At 73.9% G+C, this 22,096-nt stretch carries 20 protein-coding genes; 5 read left to right on the top strand and 15 right to left on the bottom strand.

Annotation, left to right across the window (positions count from 1 at the left end; all coding sequences use genetic code 11):
- Positions 1–225: 225 nt before the first annotated feature.
- Both VE614_RS30280 and VE614_RS30275 read right to left on the bottom strand, forming a co-directional pair.
- Positions 226–585: an antibiotic biosynthesis monooxygenase family protein gene (locus tag VE614_RS30280; RefSeq protein WP_324944317.1), complete on the bottom strand. Its 360-nt coding sequence runs from the start codon at positions 583–585 to the stop codon at positions 226–228.
- Positions 582–1,841 carry a cytochrome P450 gene (locus VE614_RS30275; RefSeq protein WP_324944314.1) on the bottom strand — a complete coding sequence of 420 codons (1,260 nt, stop codon included), beginning with the start codon at positions 1,839–1,841 and terminating at the stop codon, positions 582–584. Before VE614_RS30275 ends, VE614_RS30280 begins: the two co-directional genes overlap by 4 nt.
- Before the next feature lie 252 nt (positions 1,842–2,093).
- On the opposite strand from VE614_RS30275, the gene VE614_RS30270 reads away from it, so the two are divergent.
- Together VE614_RS30270 and VE614_RS30265 are read left to right on the top strand one after the other, a co-directional pair.
- On the top strand, positions 2,094–3,725 hold the full coding sequence (locus VE614_RS30270; protein ID WP_324944311.1) for an FAD-dependent monooxygenase: 1,632 nt from the start codon (positions 2,094–2,096) through the stop codon (positions 3,723–3,725).
- Positions 3,726–3,756: 31 nt separating this feature from the next.
- Positions 3,757–4,746, top strand: coding sequence for an amidohydrolase family protein (locus VE614_RS30265; protein ID WP_324944308.1), 990 nt, complete (start codon positions 3,757–3,759; stop codon positions 4,744–4,746).
- Between the two features lie 100 nt (positions 4,747–4,846).
- Here the strand turns inward: VE614_RS30265 and VE614_RS30260 are convergent, their stop codons facing one another.
- Genes VE614_RS30260 through VE614_RS30230 form a run of 7 tightly spaced genes read right to left on the bottom strand, consistent with a single transcriptional unit; the run spans position 4,847 to position 10,088 of the window.
- Complete coding sequence (locus VE614_RS30260) at positions 4,847–5,179, bottom strand: TcmI family type II polyketide cyclase (RefSeq protein WP_324944305.1); 333 nt, start codon at positions 5,177–5,179, stop codon at positions 4,847–4,849.
- A 27-nt stretch (positions 5,180–5,206) separates the two neighbouring features.
- Complete coding sequence (locus VE614_RS30255; RefSeq protein WP_324944303.1) at positions 5,207–5,686, bottom strand: SRPBCC family protein; 480 nt, start codon at positions 5,684–5,686, stop codon at positions 5,207–5,209.
- A gap of 1 nt (position 5,687) precedes the next feature.
- A complete protein-coding gene (locus VE614_RS30250; protein ID WP_324944300.1) occupies positions 5,688–5,948 on the bottom strand; it encodes an acyl carrier protein in 261 nt (86 codons plus the stop codon).
- Positions 5,945–7,186 carry a beta-ketoacyl synthase N-terminal-like domain-containing protein gene (locus VE614_RS30245; protein WP_324944297.1) on the bottom strand — a complete coding sequence of 414 codons (1,242 nt, stop codon included), beginning with the start codon at positions 7,184–7,186 and terminating at the stop codon, positions 5,945–5,947. Before VE614_RS30245 ends, VE614_RS30250 begins: the two co-directional genes overlap by 4 nt.
- Positions 7,183–8,454: a beta-ketoacyl-[acyl-carrier-protein] synthase family protein gene (locus VE614_RS30240; RefSeq protein WP_324944294.1), complete on the bottom strand. Its 1,272-nt coding sequence runs from the start codon at positions 8,452–8,454 to the stop codon at positions 7,183–7,185. Before VE614_RS30240 ends, VE614_RS30245 begins: the two co-directional genes overlap by 4 nt.
- Positions 8,451–8,915 carry a cupin domain-containing protein gene (locus VE614_RS30235; RefSeq protein ID WP_324944291.1) on the bottom strand — a complete coding sequence of 155 codons (465 nt, stop codon included), beginning with the start codon at positions 8,913–8,915 and terminating at the stop codon, positions 8,451–8,453. The genes VE614_RS30240 and VE614_RS30235 overlap by 4 nt, the downstream gene beginning before the upstream one ends.
- Positions 8,916–8,969: 54 nt before the next feature.
- On the bottom strand, positions 8,970–10,088 hold the full coding sequence (locus tag VE614_RS30230; protein ID WP_324944288.1) for a SchA/CurD-like domain-containing protein: 1,119 nt from the start codon (positions 10,086–10,088) through the stop codon (positions 8,970–8,972).
- A 371-nt stretch (positions 10,089–10,459) separates the two neighbouring features.
- Here VE614_RS30230 and VE614_RS30225 point away from each other — a divergent pair, with 371 nt between their 5' ends.
- Together VE614_RS30225 and VE614_RS30220 are read left to right on the top strand one after the other, a co-directional pair.
- On the top strand, positions 10,460–10,873 hold the full coding sequence (locus VE614_RS30225) for an SRPBCC family protein (RefSeq protein WP_324944285.1): 414 nt from the start codon (positions 10,460–10,462) through the stop codon (positions 10,871–10,873).
- A 15-nt stretch (positions 10,874–10,888) separates the two neighbouring features.
- Complete coding sequence (locus tag VE614_RS30220) at positions 10,889–11,200, top strand: hypothetical protein (RefSeq protein WP_324944283.1); 312 nt, start codon at positions 10,889–10,891, stop codon at positions 11,198–11,200.
- Between the two features lie 46 nt (positions 11,201–11,246).
- Here VE614_RS30220 and VE614_RS30215 read toward each other — a convergent pair whose 3' ends face one another.
- Together VE614_RS30215 and VE614_RS30205 are read right to left on the bottom strand one after the other, a co-directional pair.
- Positions 11,247–13,394 carry a GAF domain-containing SpoIIE family protein phosphatase gene (locus VE614_RS30215; RefSeq protein ID WP_324944280.1) on the bottom strand — a complete coding sequence of 716 codons (2,148 nt, stop codon included), beginning with the start codon at positions 13,392–13,394 and terminating at the stop codon, positions 11,247–11,249.
- 506 nt (positions 13,395–13,900) lie between these two features.
- The gene (locus tag VE614_RS30205; RefSeq protein ID WP_324944355.1) at positions 13,901–15,781 is read right to left on the bottom strand and encodes an ABC transporter ATP-binding protein; all 1,881 of its coding nucleotides are present in this window, start codon (positions 15,779–15,781) and stop codon (positions 13,901–13,903) included.
- A 141-nt stretch (positions 15,782–15,922) separates the two neighbouring features.
- On the opposite strand from VE614_RS30205, the gene VE614_RS30200 reads away from it, so the two are divergent.
- Complete coding sequence (locus tag VE614_RS30200; RefSeq protein ID WP_324944277.1) at positions 15,923–16,873, top strand: lysylphosphatidylglycerol synthase transmembrane domain-containing protein; 951 nt, start codon at positions 15,923–15,925, stop codon at positions 16,871–16,873.
- Positions 16,874–17,191: 318 nt separating this feature from the next.
- On the opposite strand, the gene VE614_RS30195 is transcribed toward VE614_RS30200, so the two are convergent.
- The 4 genes from VE614_RS30195 to VE614_RS30180 form a co-directional block, all read right to left on the bottom strand.
- Positions 17,192–17,914, bottom strand: coding sequence for an SDR family oxidoreductase (locus tag VE614_RS30195; protein ID WP_324944275.1), 723 nt, complete (start codon positions 17,912–17,914; stop codon positions 17,192–17,194).
- A 97-nt stretch (positions 17,915–18,011) separates the two neighbouring features.
- Entirely contained in the window at positions 18,012–19,229 is a 1,218-nt protein-coding gene (locus VE614_RS30190) for an NAD(P)/FAD-dependent oxidoreductase (protein WP_324944272.1), read from the bottom strand.
- On the bottom strand, positions 19,226–20,632 hold the full coding sequence (locus VE614_RS30185; RefSeq protein WP_324944269.1) for an FAD-dependent oxidoreductase: 1,407 nt from the start codon (positions 20,630–20,632) through the stop codon (positions 19,226–19,228). Before VE614_RS30185 ends, VE614_RS30190 begins: the two co-directional genes overlap by 4 nt.
- Positions 20,629–22,068: an FGGY family carbohydrate kinase gene (locus VE614_RS30180; protein ID WP_324944266.1), complete on the bottom strand. Its 1,440-nt coding sequence runs from the start codon at positions 22,066–22,068 to the stop codon at positions 20,629–20,631. The genes VE614_RS30185 and VE614_RS30180 overlap by 4 nt, the downstream gene beginning before the upstream one ends.
- Positions 22,069–22,096 lie beyond the last annotated feature (28 nt).

Genomic DNA, 22,096 nt, shown 5'->3' with positions numbered 1-22,096 from the left:
TGCCGGCCGCGACGCCCGGGCGTGCTCCGGCGTTCCGCGGTGCCGGTCCGTGCTGCTTCGTCTCCTCGGGCCGTCGCCCTGACGGCGGAGCGGACCGTGCACGGCACGCCATCACGGTGACGTGGTCGGGGACGTACCCGCCCCTCCCCGTGCGGCGCTTCGTGGCGGTCGGCGCCCGGACCGGCCTCGGTCGGGAGGAACCGGCCGGGACCGGACCGACGGCCGCTACGTAGGGGGACCCGCGGAACGCGTTCCCGCACCGGCAGTCGGTGCGGGCCGCGTCCCGGCCGGGCTCAGGATGTGGAAGAGCCCCGTCCAGCGGTCGTCGTGCAGGCAGGCGTTCAGCGGCTCGACCAGGGCCGTGTGCTCGGGGTCGGTGCGCCACCGCTTGACGGACTCGGCGCTCTCCCACTCGCTGGTGAGCAGCCACTGGGCGGGATCGTCGAGGGAGCGGCACAGCTGCTCGCCGAGGTGGCCGGGGAAGCGGCGGGCCCGTTCGAGCACGCTCTGATAGGCGGTCACGAAGTCCGCTTCCCTGCCGTCCCGCACCCGGAGCAGCCGGACCACCCGTACCGGGGCCGTCATGAGGGGTCGAGGACGACCGGGAGTTCGGCGACCCCGCGGAAGGCGGGGAACGGCACGGTCAGCCAGGGCACGTCCTCCGGCGCCGCGGCCAGCGCGACCCGGGGGAACCGCTCGAAGAGCGTGGTGAGGGCGATCTGCATCTCCAGGCGGGCCAGTGGCGCGCCGATGCAGTAGTGCGGGCCGAGGCCGAAGGCGAGGTGGTCCGCCTGGGCGTTGGGGCGCTCGACGTCCATCCGGTCGGGGTCCTCGAAGACCTCCGGGTCGCGGTTGGCCCCGGCGATCGACACCTGGACGAGCGAGCCCTTGGGGATGAGGGTGTCGCGGATCACGACGTCTTCCTTGGCGTAGCGGAACGTCCCGTTCTCGACGGAGGTCTCGAACCGGAAGATCTCCTCGACGGCCGCGGCCATCGACTGCTCGTCGCGCAGCGCCAGCCGCTTCTGCTCGGGCTGGGTGAGCAGATGGTAGAGGGCGTTGCCGAGCTGGTACGCCGTCGACTTGTGGCCCGCGAAGAGCAGCACCCACGCCGTGGAGACCAGTTCGTGGTCGGTGAGGGCGCCCTCCTGGTCGTGGGCCTCGACGAGGGCGCTCAGCAGGGCGTCGTCCGGTTCCTGCCGCTTGCGCGCGATCAGGTCCACCAGGTAGTCGCGCAGATTGCCCTCGGCCACCTCCAGCTTGGCCCGCGCCTCGGGTCCGAAGCCGGTCTGTGCGACGGTCGCGGACCACTCCTGGGCCTGCTTGCGCTCGTTTCGAGGAACGCCCAGCAGTTCGCAGATGACGTGCAGCGGGAGCGGGAAGCAGAACTCGGGGAGCAGGTTCACGGGCTGCGAGGCCGGGCAGGCCTCCAGCAGGTCCTCGGTGATCTGCTGGACGCGCGAGCGCAGCGACTGCACCCGCTTCGGCGTGAAGGTGTTGCCGACGATCCTCCTCAGCCGGGTGTGCTTCGGCGGGTCCGAGAAGAGCATGTTGTCGTCCAGGGCGATGGACGAGTCGCCGAAGATGCGGTGATAGGCGTCGATGGCGCCGTACATGTCCTTGCTCAGCCGTGGGTCGGCCAGGGCCGCGCGGGCGTCGTCGTGCCGCGTGATGAGGTACGTCGGGACGCCGTGCGGCGGCGACATCGGGCACACCGGCGCGGTCTCCCTGAGCCGGGCGTAGACGGGATGCGGGTTGGCGCGGAACTCGCGGGTGCAGGAGGCGGCCGCGGCCGCGGCCTCCTCGGATGACAGTTCCTCGGATGCGAACGCTTGCGTCATTGACTGCTCCCGGGTGTCGCGGGGTGGGCTCCGTCGAGTGCCACGTTTTCCCGCGTCGCGCGTCACGGCAAACACTGCTGGGCCATATGGGTCGGGTCGCCGGGGAACGCGTGTGAAATCCCCGCGTTGACCCGCCCGGCCCAGTGAAACGCGTGCCCGATCGCATGGGCAAGTACCGCTTGATAAACACGGATTGACAGGCCGGTTTTCGACTTCCCGGACCAAGGCACCGCCGGATGGGCAGGAATCTCAGTGAGCGGACGCGCAGTCGAATCTGCACCAGTACTCATCGTCGGTGGATCCCTCGTGGGTCTCTCCACCTCCGTTTTCCTCGGCCGGCTCGGCATCGAGCACATGCTCGTGGAGCGGCACGCCGCGACATCGACACACCCACGGGGCCGCGGGAACAACGTCCGCACCATGGAGATCTTCCGGACGGCCGGGCTGGAGGCCCGCATCCGGGCCGTCGCCTCCACCCTCGCCGGGAACGACGGCGTGCTCCAGGTCGACACCCTCACCGGAGGCCAGCGCCGCTGGATCATCCGGGACATCTCCGGAGGCATGGACGTGTCCCGGGTCAGCTCCTCGGACTGGTGCCTGTGCAGTCAGAACGATCTGGAACCGGTGCTGCTGGAGCAGGCCCGCCGCCAGGGCGGTGACATCCGCTTCGGCACGGAACTGGTCTCCTTCGAGGAGGACGAGCGGGGAATCCAGGCGCGGATCCAGGACCGGGAGACCGGGGAGACGTATTCCGTGGCGGCGGAATATCTGGTGGCCGCGGACGGCCCCAGAAGTCCCGTGCGCAATCGGCTGGGAATCGTCCAGTCGGGCCCCGGTGAGCTGTTCCACAATGTCAGCGTCACCTTCCGCAGCCGGCGGCTGAAGGACTACACGGGCGGCGAACGATTCGTCGTCTGCTATATCACCGATCCGCAGGGCGAGGGAGCTCTGCTGCCGGTGGACAACGAGGAACACTGGGTCATTCATGTTCCCTGGTTCCCGGAGCGCGGCGAAACGCTCGAGGATTTCACCGACGAGCGCTGCGCGGACCATGTCCGGGCCGCCGCCGGTGTGCCCGATCTCGATGTCGAGATCACCGGAAAGGCACCCTGGCACGCGTCGAAACGCGTCGCCGACAGCTACGGACGGGGCCGGGTCTTCCTGGCCGGTGACTCCGCCCACGAAATGCCGCCCACCGGGGCGTTCGGTTCCAACACGGGAATCCAGGACGCCCACAACCTCGCCTGGAAACTGGCCGCGGTGCTCCGCGGCTGGGCGGAGCCGACGCTGCTGGACAGCTACGAGCGGGAGCGGCGGCCCGTCGCCCTCACCACCAGCACCCGGGCGTCCGTGCAGGCGGTGGAGGAGGAGCACCCGGGGTTCAGCTCCGCGGCGGCCCGCAACAACGATCCGGAAGACCTGATGACCGTGGCGCTCTGCTACCGGTACGCGTCCGACGCGGTGCTCGGCGCCTCCCCCGACCTTCCGGTCGTCCCGGAGAGCTTCCAGCTCGGCGGCGACCCGGGCACCCGCGCCCCGCACATGTGGGTCACCAGGGACGGCGTGCGGATCTCCACGCTGGATCTGTACGAGCGGTCCTTCGTCCTCCTCGCCGGCGCCCGGGGACAGGCGTGGCGCGACGCCGCCGCGAAGGCCTCCGGGTCTCTCGGCCTCCCGGTGGAGTGCCATCTGGTCGGTGACGGCCCCGGGTGTGACCTCGTCCCCGAGCCGGACGCCGACTGGGCGAAGCTGCACGGCGCGGCCGAGGACGGGGCCGTCCTGGTCCGCCCGGACGGTTTCGTCGCCTGGCGGGCGCACACCGAACTGCCGCACCCCGACCGGATGCTGACGACCGCGCTCCAGACGGTCCTCGGCCGTCTGTGAATCCCCATCGCCGAGGAGGACAGGGCAACAGATGAGCACAGCACTCGACGACATCCCCGCCGCGGGCCGGGTCGACGTCCACCACCACTTCACCGCGCCCGCCTGGCTGGACTGGGCGGAGGAACGCGGTGTCGTCGACCGCGAGAAGCTGCCCTGGTGGACGCGCTGGGATCTGGACACGGCCCTGGAGGTCATGGACAAGACGGGCATCGGCACCGCCGTCATGACGGTGGCGATGCTCGGCCGGCTCCGCGAGCGCGCGGAGCGTCAGGAGAGCGCGCGGGTGGCCCTGCGGGCGGCGGCCGATGTCGTCGAGAGCCATCCCGCGCGCTTCCGGTTCTTCACCCCGGTCTTCCTCGACGACCTGGATCTGTCCTCGTGGAGTCTCGCGTACGGCCTGGACGAGCTGGGGGCCGTCGGCGTCAGCACGAGAACGAGCATGGACGGCGTCTACCTCGGCGACCCGTCGCACGACCGGCTGCTGAGGGAACTGGACGAGCGGCACGCCGTCGTCAGCACCCATCCGATGGAGGTGCCGGCGGGAAAGCCGGGGAGCGGGAACGCGGGGCTGCCCGGTATGCCGCCGTTCGTCTGCGACTTCCTGGTGGACACCACCCGGGCCGCCGTCAACCTCATCCGGAACGGCACCCTCGACCGCTATCCGAACCTCACCTTCATCCTCCCGCACGGCGGAGGATTCCTGCCCTACATCGCCGACCGCCTGGACCTCTTCGGCGGGCATCTCACACCGCCGATCGAGCCGGGCCGCGTCCGCGACTACCTGCACCGCTTCTACTACGACACGGCGGGCCCCATGTCCCCCTCGGCCACACCCACCCTGCTGGCCGCCGTCGACCCGAGCCGCATCCTCTTCGGCACGGACTGGCCACCCACCCCCGGCCATGTCATCGCCGACGTCACGGCACCCGCGCTGGACGCCGACCCGGCTCTCTCCGACGGCCAGCTGCGGGCGATCAACCGGGAGAACGCCCTGCGGCTGCTGCCGGCGCTCGCCCGCTGACGCGCCCCGGCAGCCCATCGCGCCCGCGAGCCGCGCCCATGAAGAAGGGCCGCTGTCCCCGCCTCCTCGGCGGTGGGGACAGCGGCCCTTCTTCGTCCGGTCACCCGGTGGCGTCCCGCTCCCAGCGGTAGAAGCACCGTGCCATCGCGTCCTTCGGACCGCGCCAGGTCTGCGGGTCGTAGGGGCTGACGAAGGGCTCGAGCCGCTTGCTGATGTCGCGGAAGTCCGGGTGGTCGGCCACCCGCGCGATCGCGGGCGCCGGGTCCTGCTCGGCCTCGATGAGGTGCATGTAGACGTCGCCGAACTGGAACAGCGAACGCCTGGTCACCCCGACGAGGTGCGGGAGTTCGCCGCGGTCGGAGGCGGCGAAGACCTCCGCGATGTCCGGAGCCGACTGCGGCGCCATCCGGGCGACGATCAGGGTGTGGTGCATGGGGTTTCCTTCCGTGAGCCGCGTCGCTCAGGCCGACGAGACGGGTGCGGTCCGCCGCTCGCCGGCGGCCTGCTCGATACGGTCGCGGATGAGGGCCATCTGCACCGGGGAGTTGCGGTTGATGATGCCGGTCATCCCGGCGTCGTCGACCGGCGCGTCGGGCTTCATGGCGAAGTCCTGCGTCCAGCGCATCCGGACGCCGTCCGCGGTCTCCTCGTACTCCCAGAGGATGTTCATGTACTCGAAGGGTCCGGGTTCGATCCGGCGGGCGCGGACGACGAGCTTCTCGCGGTCGGTGACCCGCTCCGACACCCAGCTCCACACCTTGCCGTTCTCGTCGGGGTGCATGGTCAGCCGGAAGGTGACCGTGTCGCCGTCCCGGGACAGCACCTCGCAGGCCGCGTACTCGCTGAACAGCTGCGGCCATCGTTCGAGGTCGTTCGTCATGTCCCAGACGAGGTCGAGGGGTGCCGCGATGGTGATCTCGTTCTCGGTGTGTCCTGCCACGTCAGGCTCCAGCCGTGAGGACGCCGTTGACCAGGTCGAGGAAGTCGCGGGGGGTCTTGCAGCGCTCCGCGTCGGTGGGCAGGGCGCGGCCGTGCCGGTTCTCCAGCTCGCCCACGATGCCGAGGAGGCCCAGCGAGTCCACCCCGAACTCGGCGAACGGCGTGTCCACCCGGGCGGCGAGGTCCTGCGGGTCGACGGTGACGCCGGCGGCCTTCTTCATCAGGGCGGACAGCTCCTGGACGGTCACTTCCGTGTTGCTCATGCGTGTTCTCCTTGTCGTAGTACCAACGCCGCGTTGGATCCCATGAGGCCCCGGCTGAGGATCAGGGCCGTGCGGAGTTCGGCCGGGCGTGCCGTGGTGGTCACCAGGTCGATGTCGTGGCAGATGTCGAAGACGCCCGGCGTCGGCGGCACCTGCCCGTGCTCCATGGCCAGCACCGCGGCGGCGATGTCCAGCACGGGCCCGCCGCAGTAGGACCGCCCGAACCCGGCCTTGGGGGCCGTGACGGGCACCCGGGTGCCGTGCGGTCCGAGGGCGTCGGCGAGGGCCAGCGCCTCGGCCCGGTCCGCCTCCGGGGTGCCCAGCGCGTCGGCGAAGACCACGTCGATCTCCTCCGGTGCGCAGCCCGCCTCCTCGAGGGCGCCCTGGATGGCCCGGGCGAGTCCCTCCCGGGAGCGGTCCCAGCGCGAGGCGCCGGTGAACGTGGCGGCGTGTCCCGCCACGGTGGCGCGGACGGCCGCACCGCGGCGGCGGGCCCGGTCCGCGTCCTCGACGACCAGGACGGCTCCGCCCTCGGCGGGTACGAAGCCGCGGGCGCCGGAGGTGAAGGGGCGGTAGGCGACCGCCGGGTCCTCGGCGGTGCTGAGTTCCGGGTAGCCGAGCTGGCAGACCATCGAGTACGGGGCGAGCGGCGCCTCGGCCGCCCCGACCACCACCACGTCGGTTCCCCGCCGCACGGTCCGGTCGGCGTGCGCGACGGCGTCCAGGCCGCCCGCCTCGTCGCTGGCGACCACCCCGCAGGGGCCCTTGAAGCCGCCACGGATGGAGATCTGGCCCGTGCTGGCCGCGTAGAACCAGGCGATGGACTGGTAGGGGCCGACGTAGCGGGAGCCCTGTCCCCAGAGTTTCTGCAGTTCGCGCTGGCCGAATTCGCCGCCGCCGGAGCCGGCCGCGGTGACCACGCCCACGGAGTAGGGCGCGTCGTCCGCGATGCCGCTCAGTCCGGCGTCGTCCAGGGCGGCGCCGGCGGCGGCCATCGCGAAGTGGCTGAACCGGTCCGTCTGGACGAGGAAGGTCTCCTCGATGAGCGCCGAGGGGTCGAATCCCCGGACTTCCCCGGCGACGCGCAGCGGGAGATGCCCGCAGCCGTCCCGGGTGATCCGGTCCAGGACGCTCACGCCCTCGCGTACGGACTTCCAGTAGGCGTCCGTCCGCAGTCCGTTGGGCGCGACCACCCCGATGCCGGTGACCGCGGTGCGCCCGCTGCGTTCAGCACTCATCGTGTCCTCCCGCCCGGGCCCGTCAGCAGCACCGCGGACTGGAACCCGCCGAAGCCGCTGCCCACGGAAAGCACGTTGCCGAGCTTGCGGGGGCGTGCGGTGCGCGGGACGTAGTCCAGGTCGCACTCGGGGTCCGGGGTCTCGTAGTTCGCCGTCGGCGGAACCACCTGGTGGGTCAGGGCCAGCACACAGGCGACGACCTCGATGGCGCCGATCGCGCCCAGGGAGTGGCCCACCATGGACTTGATCGAACTCATCGGCGTGTCGTAGGCGTGGGTGCCCAGGGACCGCTTGACCGCGGCGGTCTCGTGCCGGTCGTTCTGGCGGGTGCCCGAGCCGTGCGCGTTGACGTAGTCGATCTCCGTGGGGTCCACCTTGGCCTGGTCGAGCGTGGAGTCGATGGCCCGGGCCATCTCCAGGCCCTCGCTGGTGAGTCCGGTCATGTGGTAGGCGTTGCCGAAGGTGGCGTAGCCGCCTATCTCGCAGTAGACGTGCGCGCCGCGCGCCCGGGCGTGCTCCAGTTCCTCCAGGACGAGTACGGCGGCGCCCTCCCCCATCACGAACCCGTCGCGGTGGGCGTCGAAGGGCCGGGAGGCGTGCGCCGGGTCGTCGTTGTTCGGCGACGTCGCCTTGATGGCGTCGAAGCAGGCCATGGTGATCGGGGAGATCGGCGAGTCCGACGCCCCGGCGATGCAGATGTCGGCCCGGCCGTCCTGGATGGTGTGGAAGGCGTAACCGACCGCGTCGAGTCCGGAGGTGCAGCCGGTGGAGACGGTCTGCACCGGTCCCCGCGCGCCGAACTTCTCCGCGACGACGGAGGCCAGGGTGCTGGGCGAGAACGCCAGGTGCAGGTGCGGCTCGGCGGCGCGGTGGTCGACGTCCCAGCGCTTTCCCCCGGCGCTGACCAGGACGTAGTCGTGCTCCAGGCGGGTCGTGCCGCCGACCGCGCTGCCGAGGGAGACGGCGACGCGCCAGGGGTCCTCGGCGGCGAGGTCGAGGCCGCAGTCGGACACGGCCTCTCCCGCGGCGGCCAGGGCGAACTGGATGTAGCGGTCGGCGCCTTCGGTCACCTCGGGCCCGAGGCCGTGGGCGAGCGGGTCGAAGTCGCACTCGGCCGCGATCCGGGAACGCAGGCCCTCGGGGTCGAACAGGGTGATGCCGCGCGTGGCCGTGCGGCCGTCCGAGAGGAGGTCCCAGAACGCCGGTACGCCGATCCCGCCGGGGGCGACGACACCGATGCCGGTGACCGCCACCCGCCGCGGGGTCACGATGGCGCCCCGTGTCGTACGGGCTGCGCGCCCGCCTCCTGGACGACCGGGTGCGGCGCGAGCTGGTCGGCTCCCTCCATGACCTCCGTGTCGACGTGGCCGAGGCGCGGCTCGGGCGCCAGCGGGCCCAGGTGGAAGACCATCCGGGCTTCCGTGTCGCCGACGTTGCGGAAGCGGTGCCGCATGTTGATGGGGATCATGAGGCCCTGCTCGCCCCGGAGGGAGAACGTCTCGCCGTCCAGGTCGACCTCCAGATCGCCCTGCACGACGTAGATGAACTCTTCCGAGTACGGGTGGTAGTGCTCGCTGATGCGCTCGCCCGGCCGCATGATGGCCAGGCCCATGAAACCGCTGGTGGACCCCACCGTGACCGGGGTGAGCAGGGTGCGCAGGTCGCCGCCGCGCCTGCGGTTGGGCTCGGTCTCGCTCAGGTCCACGATGCGTGGGCGCGTTGTGTCCATGTGCCGTCTCCAGATAGATGAGGCAGGGGGAAGTGGTGGTCCGTGCGCTGTCGGTCAGGACTGCGCAGCCGTGCGGTCGGTGATCAGCGTCATGCCGGCGTGCGCCAGCAGGCGCGTCGCGTCCCGCTCACCGGTGAGCGGGCCGTCCACGCCGAGCGCGGCGCCGTCGAGCAGGCGCGCCAGCATGGCGGCCTTCCGCGGGCCGTGGATGCCGAGCGCCTTGAACGGTTCGGCCTCGGGATCGCCCGACACGTCGATGAGCCGGACGACGATGTCGTCCCGCTGGAAGACGGTGCTGCGGTGCACCGGGCTCCCGGGGTCGTCCGCCGCGGTCTCATCCTCCTGGGAGAGCATCCGGGCGAGAGCCGTCCCGCAGCCGTCGCGGGCCGGGTAGAACAGCGCGAGCCGTCGCAGGCCGGCCGGTTCGGGTCCCCCGCGCGAGACGTGGTGCACGGGAGGCATGGCCGCGCGGGTGAAGAAGGCGCGCGCGGACTCGGGATCGGTCAGGTCCCGGTCCTGTTCGAGATGGGGATTGATGGCCTCCTCGACGGCCCGCACCTCGGGCTGCCGTGAGACGTGCCGCAGCGCGGCCATCAGGTCGCCCTCGACCTCGACGGTGCGCACCACCCGGTTGCCGTGCATGAACAGCGTGGTGCGCAGCAGCCGTGTGGAGTCGTCGACGCGGGCTTTCGGCGGCGCGTATCCGGCGAGGATCTCCGCGACCTTGGACTCCGAGCCCGGCTTGACGGTGAAGGTCAGCGCGGAGCGCGTCACCCCGTCGCCGACCCGCACGGGACCGTGCGCTCCGGCGGCCCGGGCCGCGGCCTGCCGGGAGCCGCCCGTCTCGCGGACGACGGTGTAGCGCAGCGACCGCAGATCACGGACGCAGCTCTGCATGGGCTTGACCGTCTCGAGGTGGTGCTCACTGCTCACCCAGGCGAGGTAGGGCGGGGCACTGGCCCATTCGCTGGTGATGACCCACTGGGACGGGTTGTCGACGGACTGGCACAGCTGGTCGCCGATGTGCCCGGAGACCTCCACCATGCGCGTGCGCATGTGCTCGTACGCGTCGAGGAACTGTTGCTGAGCGCCTTCGTGGAGATCGACGAACAGTATGACGCGCAGCCTTGAGCCGTCGAACGCCGACTGGGACACGCGCTTCGATGTGCTCATCCAGCTGGCCCTTCCCTTCGCGAGAGCAAGTGGAGGCCGCCGTGTCCGGCAGCGCGAACGGCCGTCGGCCTTGAGCCTTCATCCTGGGACGGTGGTGCGGACCGCGCGAGTCACGCGTGCCAATTGAGGGAACTGGGAGTTGCCTCGGGGGGACCGCCCGGTGCCGCCCCGCCGGAGCGAGCCCTTCTGACGGCTCGCCAGATGCGGCGCGATCCCGTGAGGAGCCGGGCGGCACCGCCGCTTCCGCCCCGAGGGACGACCGGCTCCCCGATCACGGATCACGGATCACGGCGCGAACGCTTATTTCCGGGCGAGCCGGGCACGCGGTCCGCTGTACGACCCCGAGCCGAGGAAGCCGAGGACGGTGGGCGATGACCGAGTACGAACGTTCCCGCACCATGCCGGCCCAGCCCGAGCAAATCTTCGACCAGGCCGCCGACGTGGGACAGCTGGACACCTGGCTGCCGTCCGCGCTGCACGTGGAAGCGGAACGGCTGCCCGCGGTGACCGTGCACGAGGACCGTACCGACGAGGACACCGCCGCGCTGCTGCGGGCACGGCCCGACCAGATGCGGCTGGAGTGGGGCACCCGCGACCAGGGCGGCTACGCGGGCTGGCTCCAGGTCGCGGGGATCGGCAGCGGGGCCAGCGAGGTCACGGTGCACCTGTCGTTCTTCGACGAGAGCCACGATCCGGGCGAGCAGGCGGCGCGCGACGCCCTCGACAGCAGCCTGCGGCGGCTGGAGGAGCAGGTACGGCTGCGGGTCGACAACCCGGCCGGCTGACCGGGGGCCGCCGCCGTGACAGCCCGCGCCCGTCGGTACGCCGTAGCCGCCTCCGGTCAGTGGACGGACGAGGAGGAGGGCCGCCGCAGACTGCCGGCCGGGGAGGTCCACGCCTGGGAACCCGGCCGCAACGAGACGGTCTGCGGGCTGTCGCTCAGCCGGTCCCGGCTGACCCGCTTCCCGCACGTCACCTGGCAGGACATCTTCCCCGAGTCCGGCGGTGCGGCGGACCGCGTACAACGCGTATGCCCACGCTGCGCCTCCGCCGCCGGCCGCCGCGGCCCCGACGCCCGCCCCCGCTGGCGACGGGTCGATCCCCGGCCTTGAGGGGTTGTGGCGGCCCGCGCGACACCCGTCCGCGGCCACCCACACGTCACTCCCCGGCCGTCGGCGGCGGCTCGGGCGCCGCTTCGCGGTGCAGGGCCAGGACGGCGATGTCGTCGGCGCGCTGGCCGGTGGGGACCTGCTTGTTCAGCAGGTCGTCGATGAGGGCGTCCAGGTCGTGGTCGTCGGCCTGGGCGAGGTGGCGGCCGAGGCGGGCGATGGAGTCGTCCAGGTCGACGCCCGGTGTCTCGATGAGGCCGTCCGTGTAGAGGAGCAGCGTCGTGCCCGGGGAGAGCGGGACCTCGGTGACGGGGAAGTCGGCGTCAGGGAAGATCCCGAGGAGCGGCCCGGGCGTGACGTCGACGGGCCGGGTGGTGCCGTCGGGGAGGCGCAGCAGCGGGGGCGGGTGACCCGCGCTGGCGAGGGTGGCGCGTCCGCGGGCCAAGTCGAGGTGGGCGTAGAGACAGCTGGTGAACAGGTCGGGGCCGAGATCGATGACGAGCCGGTTGGTGCCGGCGAGCACCTGGCCGGGGGCGGTGGCGACGGTCGCGTGGGCGTGCACGCCGGTGCGGACCTGGCCCATGAGGGCGGCGGCGGCCACGTTGTGGCCCTGGACGTCGCCGATGACGGCCGCCGCGGCGGTGTCGCCGAGCCGGATCAGGTCGTAGAAGTCTCCGCCGATGTCCATGCCGCGGGTGGTGGGCAGATAGCGGGCGGCGACGCGCAGCCCGGCCACGGTGGGCAGGGTGCGCGGGAGCAGTGCCTGCTGGAGGCCGTGGGCGAGGTCATGCTTGGTGTCGTACAGCCGGGCCCGGTCGAGGGCCTGGGCGATGAGCCCGGCGAGGGAGGTGAGGACGGCGCGTTCCTCGGCCGGGAAGTCGTGCGGACGGTCGTAGGACAGGATGCAGCAGCCGACGGGCCGGCCGGAGATGACCAGCGGCAGGAAGGCCCAGGCCTGCTTGCCGCTGATCGGCGTGGCCTCGGGGTAGACCCGTCGCATCTCCTCCGCGTCGGAGAAGAACGCGGGGATGCCGCTGCTGAGGGCGCGGCCGGCCGGGGTGAAGGCGGTGGTGAGGGGGAGGGCGTCGAGCCGTTCGATGGCCTCGGGCGGGTAGCCGCGGTGGCCGGTGATGCGCAGCCGGCCCGCGTCGGCGGCGGACAGCACCAGCCCCTGGGCGCCGAAGGCGGGCATGATCTGGTCGGCGATGAGGTCGATGACGTCCTGGACGCCGACGACTTCGGTGAGCGCGGCGGCCAGGTGCATCACGTGGTAGAGCTGGCCGGCCCGGGTCGGGGTCACGGTGCGGGTGGTCCGGCGGGGCGCCGGGGCGGGCGGGAGCTGCCCGCCGCTGGGCACGATACGGACGCTGATGCCGCTGGCGTCCGGGTAGAGGTGCAGTTCCAGCCAGGTGTCCGGCGGGCGGCAGGCGGCGAACGAGACGGGTTCGCGGCTGAGTACGGCGGCCCGGTAGCGGTCCTCGTAGGAGGGGTCGTCGAGCCAGCGCAGGGACTGCCAGGGCCGGGTGCCGAGCAGTTGGTCGGCGTCACGGCCCAGCAGCCGGCAGGCGCCGGAGCTGAGGTAGGTGAAGCGCCCTTCGAGGTCGAGGGCGCAGCTGCCGCCGGGCAGGCGCTCGATGAAGTCGGCGGCGGCCATCGTGGGCGCGGCCGGGCGGCGGCCGGCTCCGGTGGGGAGGACGCGGAGCCCGGCGTCGCGGGCCGGGCGCCCGCCCCAGGCGTCACCTTCCTCCAGGAGGCGGGCCAGCGTCCGGCAGCTGGACTCGATGTGGCGCCGTTCCCGTCCGGTCATGTACGCGGGGCGGTTGGCGGGCCACATCAGCAGCAGGGCACCCCACCGGCGGGCACCGGTGACCGGTGCGGCCGCCAGCGCGAGGGGGTAGGGCAGCACCATCGCGGTGCGCGGGTAGGAGCGGGTCATCTCCTCCTGGCTGCCGACCCACACCAGGCGTTCCTGGCGGACCGCGTCGGCGACCGGGGCGGGTGCCGCGAGCGCCACCCGGGCCCAGGGTGCGGCCAGCTCGGCCGTCGCGCCGGACAGCAGGGTGAGGCTGAGCACCTGCCCGTCCGGTTCGAGGAGGTACAGCGCGCCGATGGACGCGCCGATCTGGCGGACCGTCTCGGCGAACGCGGTGTCCAGTTCGTCGTACTCGGTGGCCGGATCGATCCTGCTGCCGCCCATACCCGGACGCTACGCCTGTGGGCCCCGGTCGGCACGCCGTCCCGGGGAAGGGGGTCACAGGCTGGCCGGCACCTGCGGGGAGGGGACTCCTGGGCCGGCATCACGACCGGCACCACGACCGGCACCGCGACCGCCGTCGCGGCACTGGACGAGGCGCGGCGGACTGCCCGTGGCCGTGGCGCAGCGGGGGCCCCGCTCGCCCGGGGAAGCGGGGCCCCCGCTTCCCCGGGCGGTCGCCGTGTGACGGCGACGGGGTCGTCGTCGCGGTACGACCCGGACGGCGCACCGCGCCCCACCAGAACATCACCCCGGCGAGGACGGCTCGCCGAAGATCAGCGCCGAGTGCGCCCTGCCGCTGACCGGCGAGCGGTGCGTCCACCGGATCGTCACCGGCCTCGGCGACCTCGACGTCACCGGCGACGGCCTCGCGCTCGCCGGGTCCGCGCCGGGCGTCACCGCCGGGGACATCGCCGCCCGCACCGGCGCGCCACCGCGCCGGCACCGCGTCACACCGTGGCCGCGGTGACCGGCCCGCGCTCCGCGAACTGGGTCCGGTACAGCTCCGCGTACCGGCCGTCCGCCGCCAGCAGCGCCTCGTGGGTGCCGCGCTCGACGATCCGGCCGTCCTCCAGGACCAGGATCTGGTCCGCGGCCCGCACCGTGGACAGCCGGTGGGCGATCACGATCGCGGTCCGGTCGCGCAGTGCCTCGGTCAGCGCCTCCTGGACGGCCGCCTCGGAGGTGTTGTCCAGGTGCGCGGTGGCCTCGTCGAGGACGACGACACGCTGGCGGGCCAGCAGCAGCCGGGCGATGGTCATCCGCTGGCGCTCACCGCCGGAGAGCCGGTAGCCCCGCTCGCCGACGACCGTGTCCAGCCCGTCGGGCAGCGCCCGCACAAGGGCGTCCAGACGGGCCCGGCGCAGGGCGTCCCACAGGTCGTCGTCCGTGGCGTCCGGCCGGGCGAGGAGGAGGTTGGCGCGGACGGTGTCGTGGAAGAGGTGGCCGTCCTGGGTGACCATGCCGACGGTACCGCGCAGCGAGTCGGCGCCCAGGTCGCGCACGTCGACGCCACCGACCCGCACGGCGCCCGCGTCGACGTCGTACAGCCGGGGCAGCAGCTGCGCGATCGTCGACTTGCCGGCGCCGGAGGAACCGACGAGGGCGATCGTCCGGCCGGGTTCGGCACGGAAGGACACGCCGTGCAGGACCTCGGCCCCGCCCCGGGTGTCCAGGGACGCGACCTCCTCCAGGGAGGCGAGGGAGACCTTGTCGGCGGACGGGTAGCCGAAGTGGACGTCGTCGAACTCGACCGCGACCGGGCCGTCCGGGACCGGCCGGGCGTCCGGGCGGTCCTCGATGAGCGGCTTGAGGTCCAGCACCTCGAAGACCCGCTCGAAGCTGACGAGTGCGCTCATCACCTCCACCCGGGCCCCGGCGAGCGCCGTGAGCGGGGCGTAGAGCCGGGTGAGCAGCAGGGCGAGGGCGACCACGGCGCCCGGTTCCAGGGTGCCGCGCAGGGCGAGGGCGCCGCCGAGGCCGTAGACCAGGGCGAGGGCGAGGGCGGAGACCAGGGTGAGGGCGGTGATGAAGACGGACTGGGCGGTCGCGGTGCGGATGCCGATGGCCGCGACCCGGCGGGCCCGCTCGGCGAACTCGCGGGACTCCTCCTCCGGGCGGCCGAACAGCTTGACGAGGGTGGCGCCGGGCGCGGAGAACCGCTCGGTCATCCGGGTGCCCATCGCCGCGTTGAGCGTGGCGGCCTCGCGCTGCATCCGTGCCATCCGGCGGCCCATCCGCCGGGCCGGGACCACGAACACCGGCAGCAGCACCAGGGCGAGCAGGGTGACCTGCCAGGACAGGGTGAGCATCACGGCGAGCGTGAGCACCAGGGTGACCAGGTTGCTGACCACTCCGGACAGGGTGTTGCTGAACGCCCGCTGGGCGCCGATGACGTCGTTGTTGAGACGACTGACGAGCGCGCCCGTACGGGTACGTGTGAAGAACGCGACCGGCATGCGCTGCACATGATCGAACACAGCCGTCCGCAGATCGAGGATCAGTCCCTCGCCGAGCGTCGACGACAGCCTCCGGCCGAGGATGCCGAGTGCCGCCTCCAGCACCGCGATGAGCGCGATGAGCAGGGCGAGCCGTACGACGGTGTCCTGGTCGCCGCCCGACACGATCGCGTCGACGACCCGCCCGGCGAGCACGGGGGTGGCGACGGCGAGCAGTGCGGTGGCCATCCCGAGCAGCACGAACAGCGCGATGCGACGTCGGTGCGGGCGGGCGAAGGCACCGATGCGGCGCAGGGTGGCGCGGGCGAAGGGGCGGCGTTCCTCTTGGGCGTTGAGGACGCCGTGCAGCTGCGTCCAGGCCGTGGTCTCCATGCTCATGCCGCCGACGCTAGGACCTCGACCTGGCTTGAGGTCAAGGCCGGCCGGGCAGCCGCCGACCGGACGGGTGCCCGTAAGGCGCCGTCCCCGCGTCCGCAACCCTCGGTTGAGGCGGTACGGCGAGCCTCTCCCGGTGTGACAGCGATACGGCTCCCCCGGCGCGTCCCGCTCCGCACGCTGCTGTGCCTGCTGCCGCTCGCCCTGGTCGCCGTCCTGGCGGTGCGGCACCGGGCCGTGCTCGCCGACGGGTTCGGCCATCTCGCCACGGCCCGCCCGCCCTGGCTGCTGGCCGCCGCCGGGGCGACCTGTCTCACCTGGGTGGCGGCGGCCGTCACCCGGCAGGGCGCGGTCGTCGAACGGCTGCCGCGGTGCCGGCTGCTCGCCACCCAGTTCGCGGCGGGCGCGGCCAACCATCTGCTGCCCGGCGGGCTCGGCGCGAGCGCGGTCAATCTGCGGTTCATGACGGTGTGCGGGCTGCCACTCGCCCGTTCCTCGGCCGCGCTGGCGCTCTATCTGCTGGCCGAGGGCATCGGACGGGTGGGGCTGCTGGCCGCCCTGCTCGTCGCCTTCCCCGAAGCGCTGCGGCTCGGCCCGCTCGTCCCGGCGGGCGCGGCCGGTCCGCTGCTGCTCACGCTCGGCGCGGCGGCCGGGCTGGCGGTGGCCGCCCTGCTGTGCGTACGGCGGCCGCGCGCGGCCGTCGGCTCCTTCCTGCGCACCGCCCTGGGCGAGGCGCGCACGATCCACAGCCGCCCGTCCCGGGTCCTGGCCCTGTGGGGCGGCTCCCTGGCCTTCCCGGCGCTGCAGGCGGCCGGACTGGTCGCGGTGGGGCGGGCGCTGGGACTGCCGGTACCGCTCGCGCACATCGCCGTCGCCTACCTGGCGGCGACCGTCGCCGTCGCGCTGATCCCCACGCCGGGCGGGATCGGCTCGGTGGAGGCGGCACTGATCGTGGCCCTGGTGGCGGCGGGCGGGCCTGCGGCGGTGGCGACGGCGGTGGTGGTCGCGTACCGGATCATCACGGTCTGGCTGCCACTGCTGCCGGGGGCGCTGACGCTGGGGGCGCTGGTGCGGCTGCGGGTGATCTAGGGCTGCGCCGGGGCGGGGTCCGGCAGTGTGCCGTCTGCGGGCCGGTGGGGGCTCGTCGCGCAGTTCCCCGCGCCCCTGGGTGGGGTGCGGCCGCCTGGGCGGTGAGGCGGGGCGGTGCCTTGGCGAACGGGCCCGGGGGAAGTCGCTCGGGGCGCGGGGAACCGCGCGACCGGCCACCCACGGGGCCCACCCCCGGCAACACACCGAAGCACAACGGCGCTCCCCCAGAGGCCCGGGGAACCGCGCGACCAGCCACCCACGAACCGCGCCCGGCGACGCACCGCACCCCTACGGCGCTCGCCCGGCGGCGCACCCCGCTCACCAGGGCACAGGCCTGCCGTCGCGGAAGAAGCCGCCGGTGGGGCCGTTGTCGGGGAGGGTGGCCGCCCAGACGACTCCGGCGGCGCCCTCGGGGACCGGCCGCCCGCCGCCGCCCATGTCGGTGGCGGTCCAGCCGGGGCAGACGGCGTTGACCAGCACACCGCGCCCGCGCAGCTCTCCGGCGAGCAGCCGGGTGAGGGCGTTGAGGGCGGCCTTGGAGACGCCGTAGGCGGGTGTGCCGCCGGTCATGCCCTGGAGGGAGCCGGTCTCGCTGCTGACGTTGACGATCCGGGGGTGCGGGCCGCGTTCCAGCAGCGGCAGCAGCGCCTGGGTGACCCGCCAGGCGCCGAACAGGTTGGTGTCCAGGGCCCGTTGCACCTCGTCGAGGTCGGCGGTGCGGGCCCGGGCCCAGCTGTCGTAGAGGATGGCGGCGTTGTTGACGAGGACGTCGACCCGGCCCAGTTCCCGGGTGACCCGGTCGGCCATGGCGGCGACGCTCGCCGCGTCGGCGACATCGAGCTGGACGGGGATGACCCGGGTGCCGCCCGGATCGAGGCGGGTGGCGGCGGCCCGGCCCTTGACGGGGTCGCGGGAGCCGAGGACGACACGGTGGTCCCGGTCGGCGAGTTGCCGTGCCACCTCGTAGCCGATGCCGCGGTTGGCGCCGGTCACCACGGCGACGGGCAGGCCCTGCGGGGTGCCGGTGCGTCGCGCTGTCACTGGGGTTCCTCCTCCGTGTGGGGCAGTGCGCACCGTAGCGTGCCACCGCGGACGATCGGGAGCTGTGAGCGCGAACCCGGCGTCACGGGCCGGGGCGTCAGCGGGCCGTCACCCGGACCGGACCGCCCCGCGGATCGACCCGGTGGGTCCATTGGGCCGTCAGCGTCAGGGACCTGCCCGCGGCGGCGCCTCGCACACGTTCCCGGTGCAGGACGCGGTCGTCCTGGGTGACTTCGAGGAGCGGGCGGGTGAGGCGGGACGCCGTGCGCAGGGTGTACGGCAGGGCGTCGGCCGGGGTGACGCGCTGGGGGGTGATCCAGCGCAGCGGCGGGTCGACGGTGAGCGGCACCCCGGCGGGCCGGGCGGCTCCGGCGAGCGCGGCGGTGACCGCGGTGGCGACCAGCGCGCCCTCCCGGGCCGCCGTGGCCGCGGGTTCGACGGCGTGCAGCACGTTGCCCGCGGCGAACACGCCGGGCCGCGAGGTGCGCAGGGCGCCGTCGACGGCGGGGCCGCGCGTGCGGGGGTCCAGGACCAGGCCGCCGTGCCGGGCGAGTTCGTGGTCGGGCACGAAGTCGCCGGTGAACACGACGGTGTCGCAGGGCAGTACGGCCGTACGCCCGTCGTGGTGGCGGATCCGGACACCGGACAGGCGGCCGTGGCCGAGGAGTTCGGCGACCGTGGTGCCGGTGAGCAGCGGGACGCCCCGGCGCAGCCGGGCGTCGAGGGCCCGCGTGGGTGTGGTGCGGGGTCCGGGCAGGTCGGTGACGAGGGCGGCGACTTCGGCTCCGGCGCGGCGCACGGTGCCGGCGGCGGCGTACGAGACGTCCTCCGCGCCGACGATCACCGCGCGGGTGCCGATCGGCTGCCGGTACAGGTGGACGGCCTGCTGGAGTTCGCCGGTGGTGTAGACACCGGCCGGCCGGGTGCCGGGCACCAGGCGGGCGGCGCGGGGGCGTTCGCGGGCGCCGGTGGCCAGGACGACGGCCCGCGCGCGGAGGGTCTCCGGGCCCTGCGGGCCGACCGTGGCGAGGTCCAGCGGGCCGGCCCAGTCGAGGGCGGTCACCGAGGTGCGGACGACCGCCCCCGCGCGGACGGCGGCCTGGGCGAGTTCGCGCGCGAGGCGCGGCCCGGTCAGGGGGCGCCGCCAGGTGCCGAATCCGCCGTGCGCGCAGTGCCGGGGCACTCCGCCGGGCGTCCGTTCCCGCTCCAGCACCTCCACCCGGCCCGCGCCGCGCGCGGCGAGCGTCGCGGCGGCGGTGAGCCCGGCGGGTCCCGCGCCGACGACGAGCACGTCGACCTGGCGTACGGCGGTCATGTCCGGGCCTCCTCGAACAGCGCGCGCACGGCGGCCCCGCAGTAGAAGCCCTGGCAGCGGCCGGCACGCGCGCGGGTGCGGCGGCGCAGTCCGTCCAGGGACCGCGGCGGGACGGTACTGGCGAGGGCGTCGCGGATCTCGCCGAGGGAGACCCGTTCGCAGTGGCAGACGAGGGTGCCGTAGGACGGGTCGGCGGCGATCAGGTCGGCGCGCTGGTGGGGGCGCGGGAACGCCTCGCCCAGATCGGGCATGCGCACCGGCTCCAGGTCGCGGGCGGGGCCGGGGTCGAGTCCGGTCTCCCGGAGGAGGGCGAGGACGTGCTCGGCGAGGGCGAGGGAGGCGGTCAGGCCGGTGGAGCGGATGCCGCCCACGGTGACGTATCCCTGGCCGGGGTGGGCGCGGACCCGGTAGTCGTCGTGCCCGGTGGCGGCGCGCAGCCCGGCGTAGACGGCGGTGACCTCCTCGTCGAGCAGGGCGGGCAGGACCCGGCGGCCCTGCTCGCGCAGGGCGGCGAGGCCGTCGGCGGTGGAGCCGGTGGCCCGCTTGTCGTCCAGGTCCTCGGCGGTGGGGCCGAGCAGGACGTTGCCGTGGACGGTGGGGGCGACCAGCACGCCCTTGCCGAGGGCGGTGGGGACGGGCAGCAGGATGTGCCGGACCAGGGGGCGGGCGAACTTGTCGTAGACCAGGAGCTGGCCGCGGCGCGGGGTGACGGTGAAGTCGTCGTGGCCGAGCTGCCGGTCGAGGGTGTCGGCGTGCAGTCCGGCCGCGTTGACGAGCCGGTGGGCGCGAAGGGTGCCCCGGGAGGTCGTCAGCTCGTGGACGCCGTCCCGCCGGACGGCCCGCTCGACACGGCAGTCGAGGTGCAGATGGACGCCGTGGCGGACGGCCTGGGTGGCGTAGGCGAGGGGTGTGGTCCAGGGGCAGACGACGGACTCGCCGGGGACGTGCAGGGCGCCGAGCGCGCCCGGTCCGAGGTGTGGCTCGCGCGCGTACAGCTCGGCAGGGCCGAGCAGGCGGGTGTCGTGGCAGTCGTTGCGCGCGGCCTTCTCGGCGAGCCGGGGCAGGGCGGCGAGCTGTTCCTCGTCCCAGGCGACGAGGAGGGCGCCGACGCGTTCGACGGGGATGCCGGACTCGGCGGCGTAGGCGGCGAGCAGCCGGGCGCCCTCGCGGACCAGGCGGGCCTCCAGGGAGCCGGGGACGGCGTCGAAGCCGGTGTGGAGGATGGCGGTGTTGGCTTTGGAGGTGCCCTGGCCCACGTCGTCCTGTGCCTCGACCAGCGCGACCCGCAGCCGGGGGTGCCGGGCGAGGGCGCGGGCGATCGCGCCGCCGACCACGCCCGCGCCGACCACGGCGACGTCGTACGGCTCCGGGGGCAGTGGCCCCTCGGCGGTGACGACGGTCATGCGGGCGCCCCGTCGAGCAGGGCGGTCACGGCGGCACGGAAGCGGGCGCGGCGTTCGGCGGCCTCGTCCGCGCTGATCCGGGGCTCGTGGACGGCGGACGGTTTCCCGTCCGGCAGGGCGTCCGCGAGGTCGAGCCCTGGGGTGGCGCCGAGCCGGGCGAGGGCGCCCGCGCCGAGCGCGGTGGCGTCGGGCAGGGCGGACACCTCCACGGGGCGTTGCAGCAGGTCGGCCTGGGTCTGCAGGAGCAGGGCGGAGCGGGTGAGGCCGCCGTCGACGCGGAGCGCGTCCAGCGGGGCGCCGAGGTCGTGGGCGGCGGCGTCGGCGAGTTCGGCGACCTGGGCGGCCAGGCCTTCGCACAGGGCGCGCACCAGGTGGCCGGGGCCGGTGTCGAGGCCGAGTCCGGTGAGCGAGCCGCGCAGGTCGCCGCGCCACCAGGGGGCGGCGAGCCCGGCGAGGGCGGGCACGAAGGTGACGCCGCCGCTGTCGGGCACGCTCCCGCCGACGGTGTCGAGGTCGGCGGCGCCCCGGATGACGCCGAGGTCGGTGAGCCAGCGGACGGCGGAGGCGGCGGTGTAGACCTGCCCGTCGAGGCAGTAGCTGGTGTGTCCGGCGAGCCGCCAGGCGACGCAGCTCACCAGGCCGGAGGTGCCGCGGCGGGGGCGGTCGCCGGTGTGGGCGAGGAGGAACGCGCCGGTGCCGTAGGTGCACTTGGCTCCGCCGGGTGCGGTGATGCGCTGGGCGAGCAGGGCGGCCTGCTGGTCGACGACGAGGCCGGTGAGGGGAATCGGGGCGCCGAACGCGGTGGTGGTGCCCACGGGCCGGGCGGCGTCGACGACTTCGGGGAGGCGTTCGCCGGACAGGCCGTACACCTCCAGCGCCCTGGGGGACCAGGCCGTGCGGTCGAGGTCGAGCAGCTGGGTGCGGCCGGCGGTGGCGGCGTCGGTGACATAGGCGCCGGTGAGCCGGTGGACCAGCCAGGCGTCGCTGGTGGTGACCACGCCCTCGGTGGTCAGGTGCCGTCGTATCCAGGCCATTTTCGGCGCGGCGAAGTACGGGTCCAGGGGCAGGCCGGTCAGGTCGCGTAATTCCTCGGCGTGTTGGGCGAGTTCGGCGCAGACGGTCTCGGCCCGGCGGTCCTGCCAGACGAGGGCGTCGGTCAGCGGGCGGCCGGTGGCGGGGTCCCAGGCGAGGACGGTCTCGCCCTGGTTGGCGAGGCCGAGCGCGGTCACCGGTTCGCCGGCTTCGGCGAGCGCCTGGCGTCCGGCGTCGACCACCGAGCCGTACAGCTCTGCGGGGTCGGCCTCGACCAGGCCGCCGGGCAGGAAGCGGGGGCGGACGGCGGTGAAACCGGTGCCGAGGATCCCGCGCTCGGGGCAGATCACCAGCGCCTTGGTGCCGGAGGTGCCCTGGTCGATGGCGAGCACCGGTCCTGTCATCGCGCCTCCCGCCCCGTGGTGATCACGG

It is taken from the genome of Streptomyces sp., from assembly GCF_035645055.1.
Classification (GTDB): Bacteria; Actinomycetota; Actinomycetes; order Streptomycetales; family Streptomycetaceae; genus Streptomyces.
Note: the sequence above shows the minus strand (reverse complement) of the source record. Positions and strands in the feature narration are given on the sequence as shown.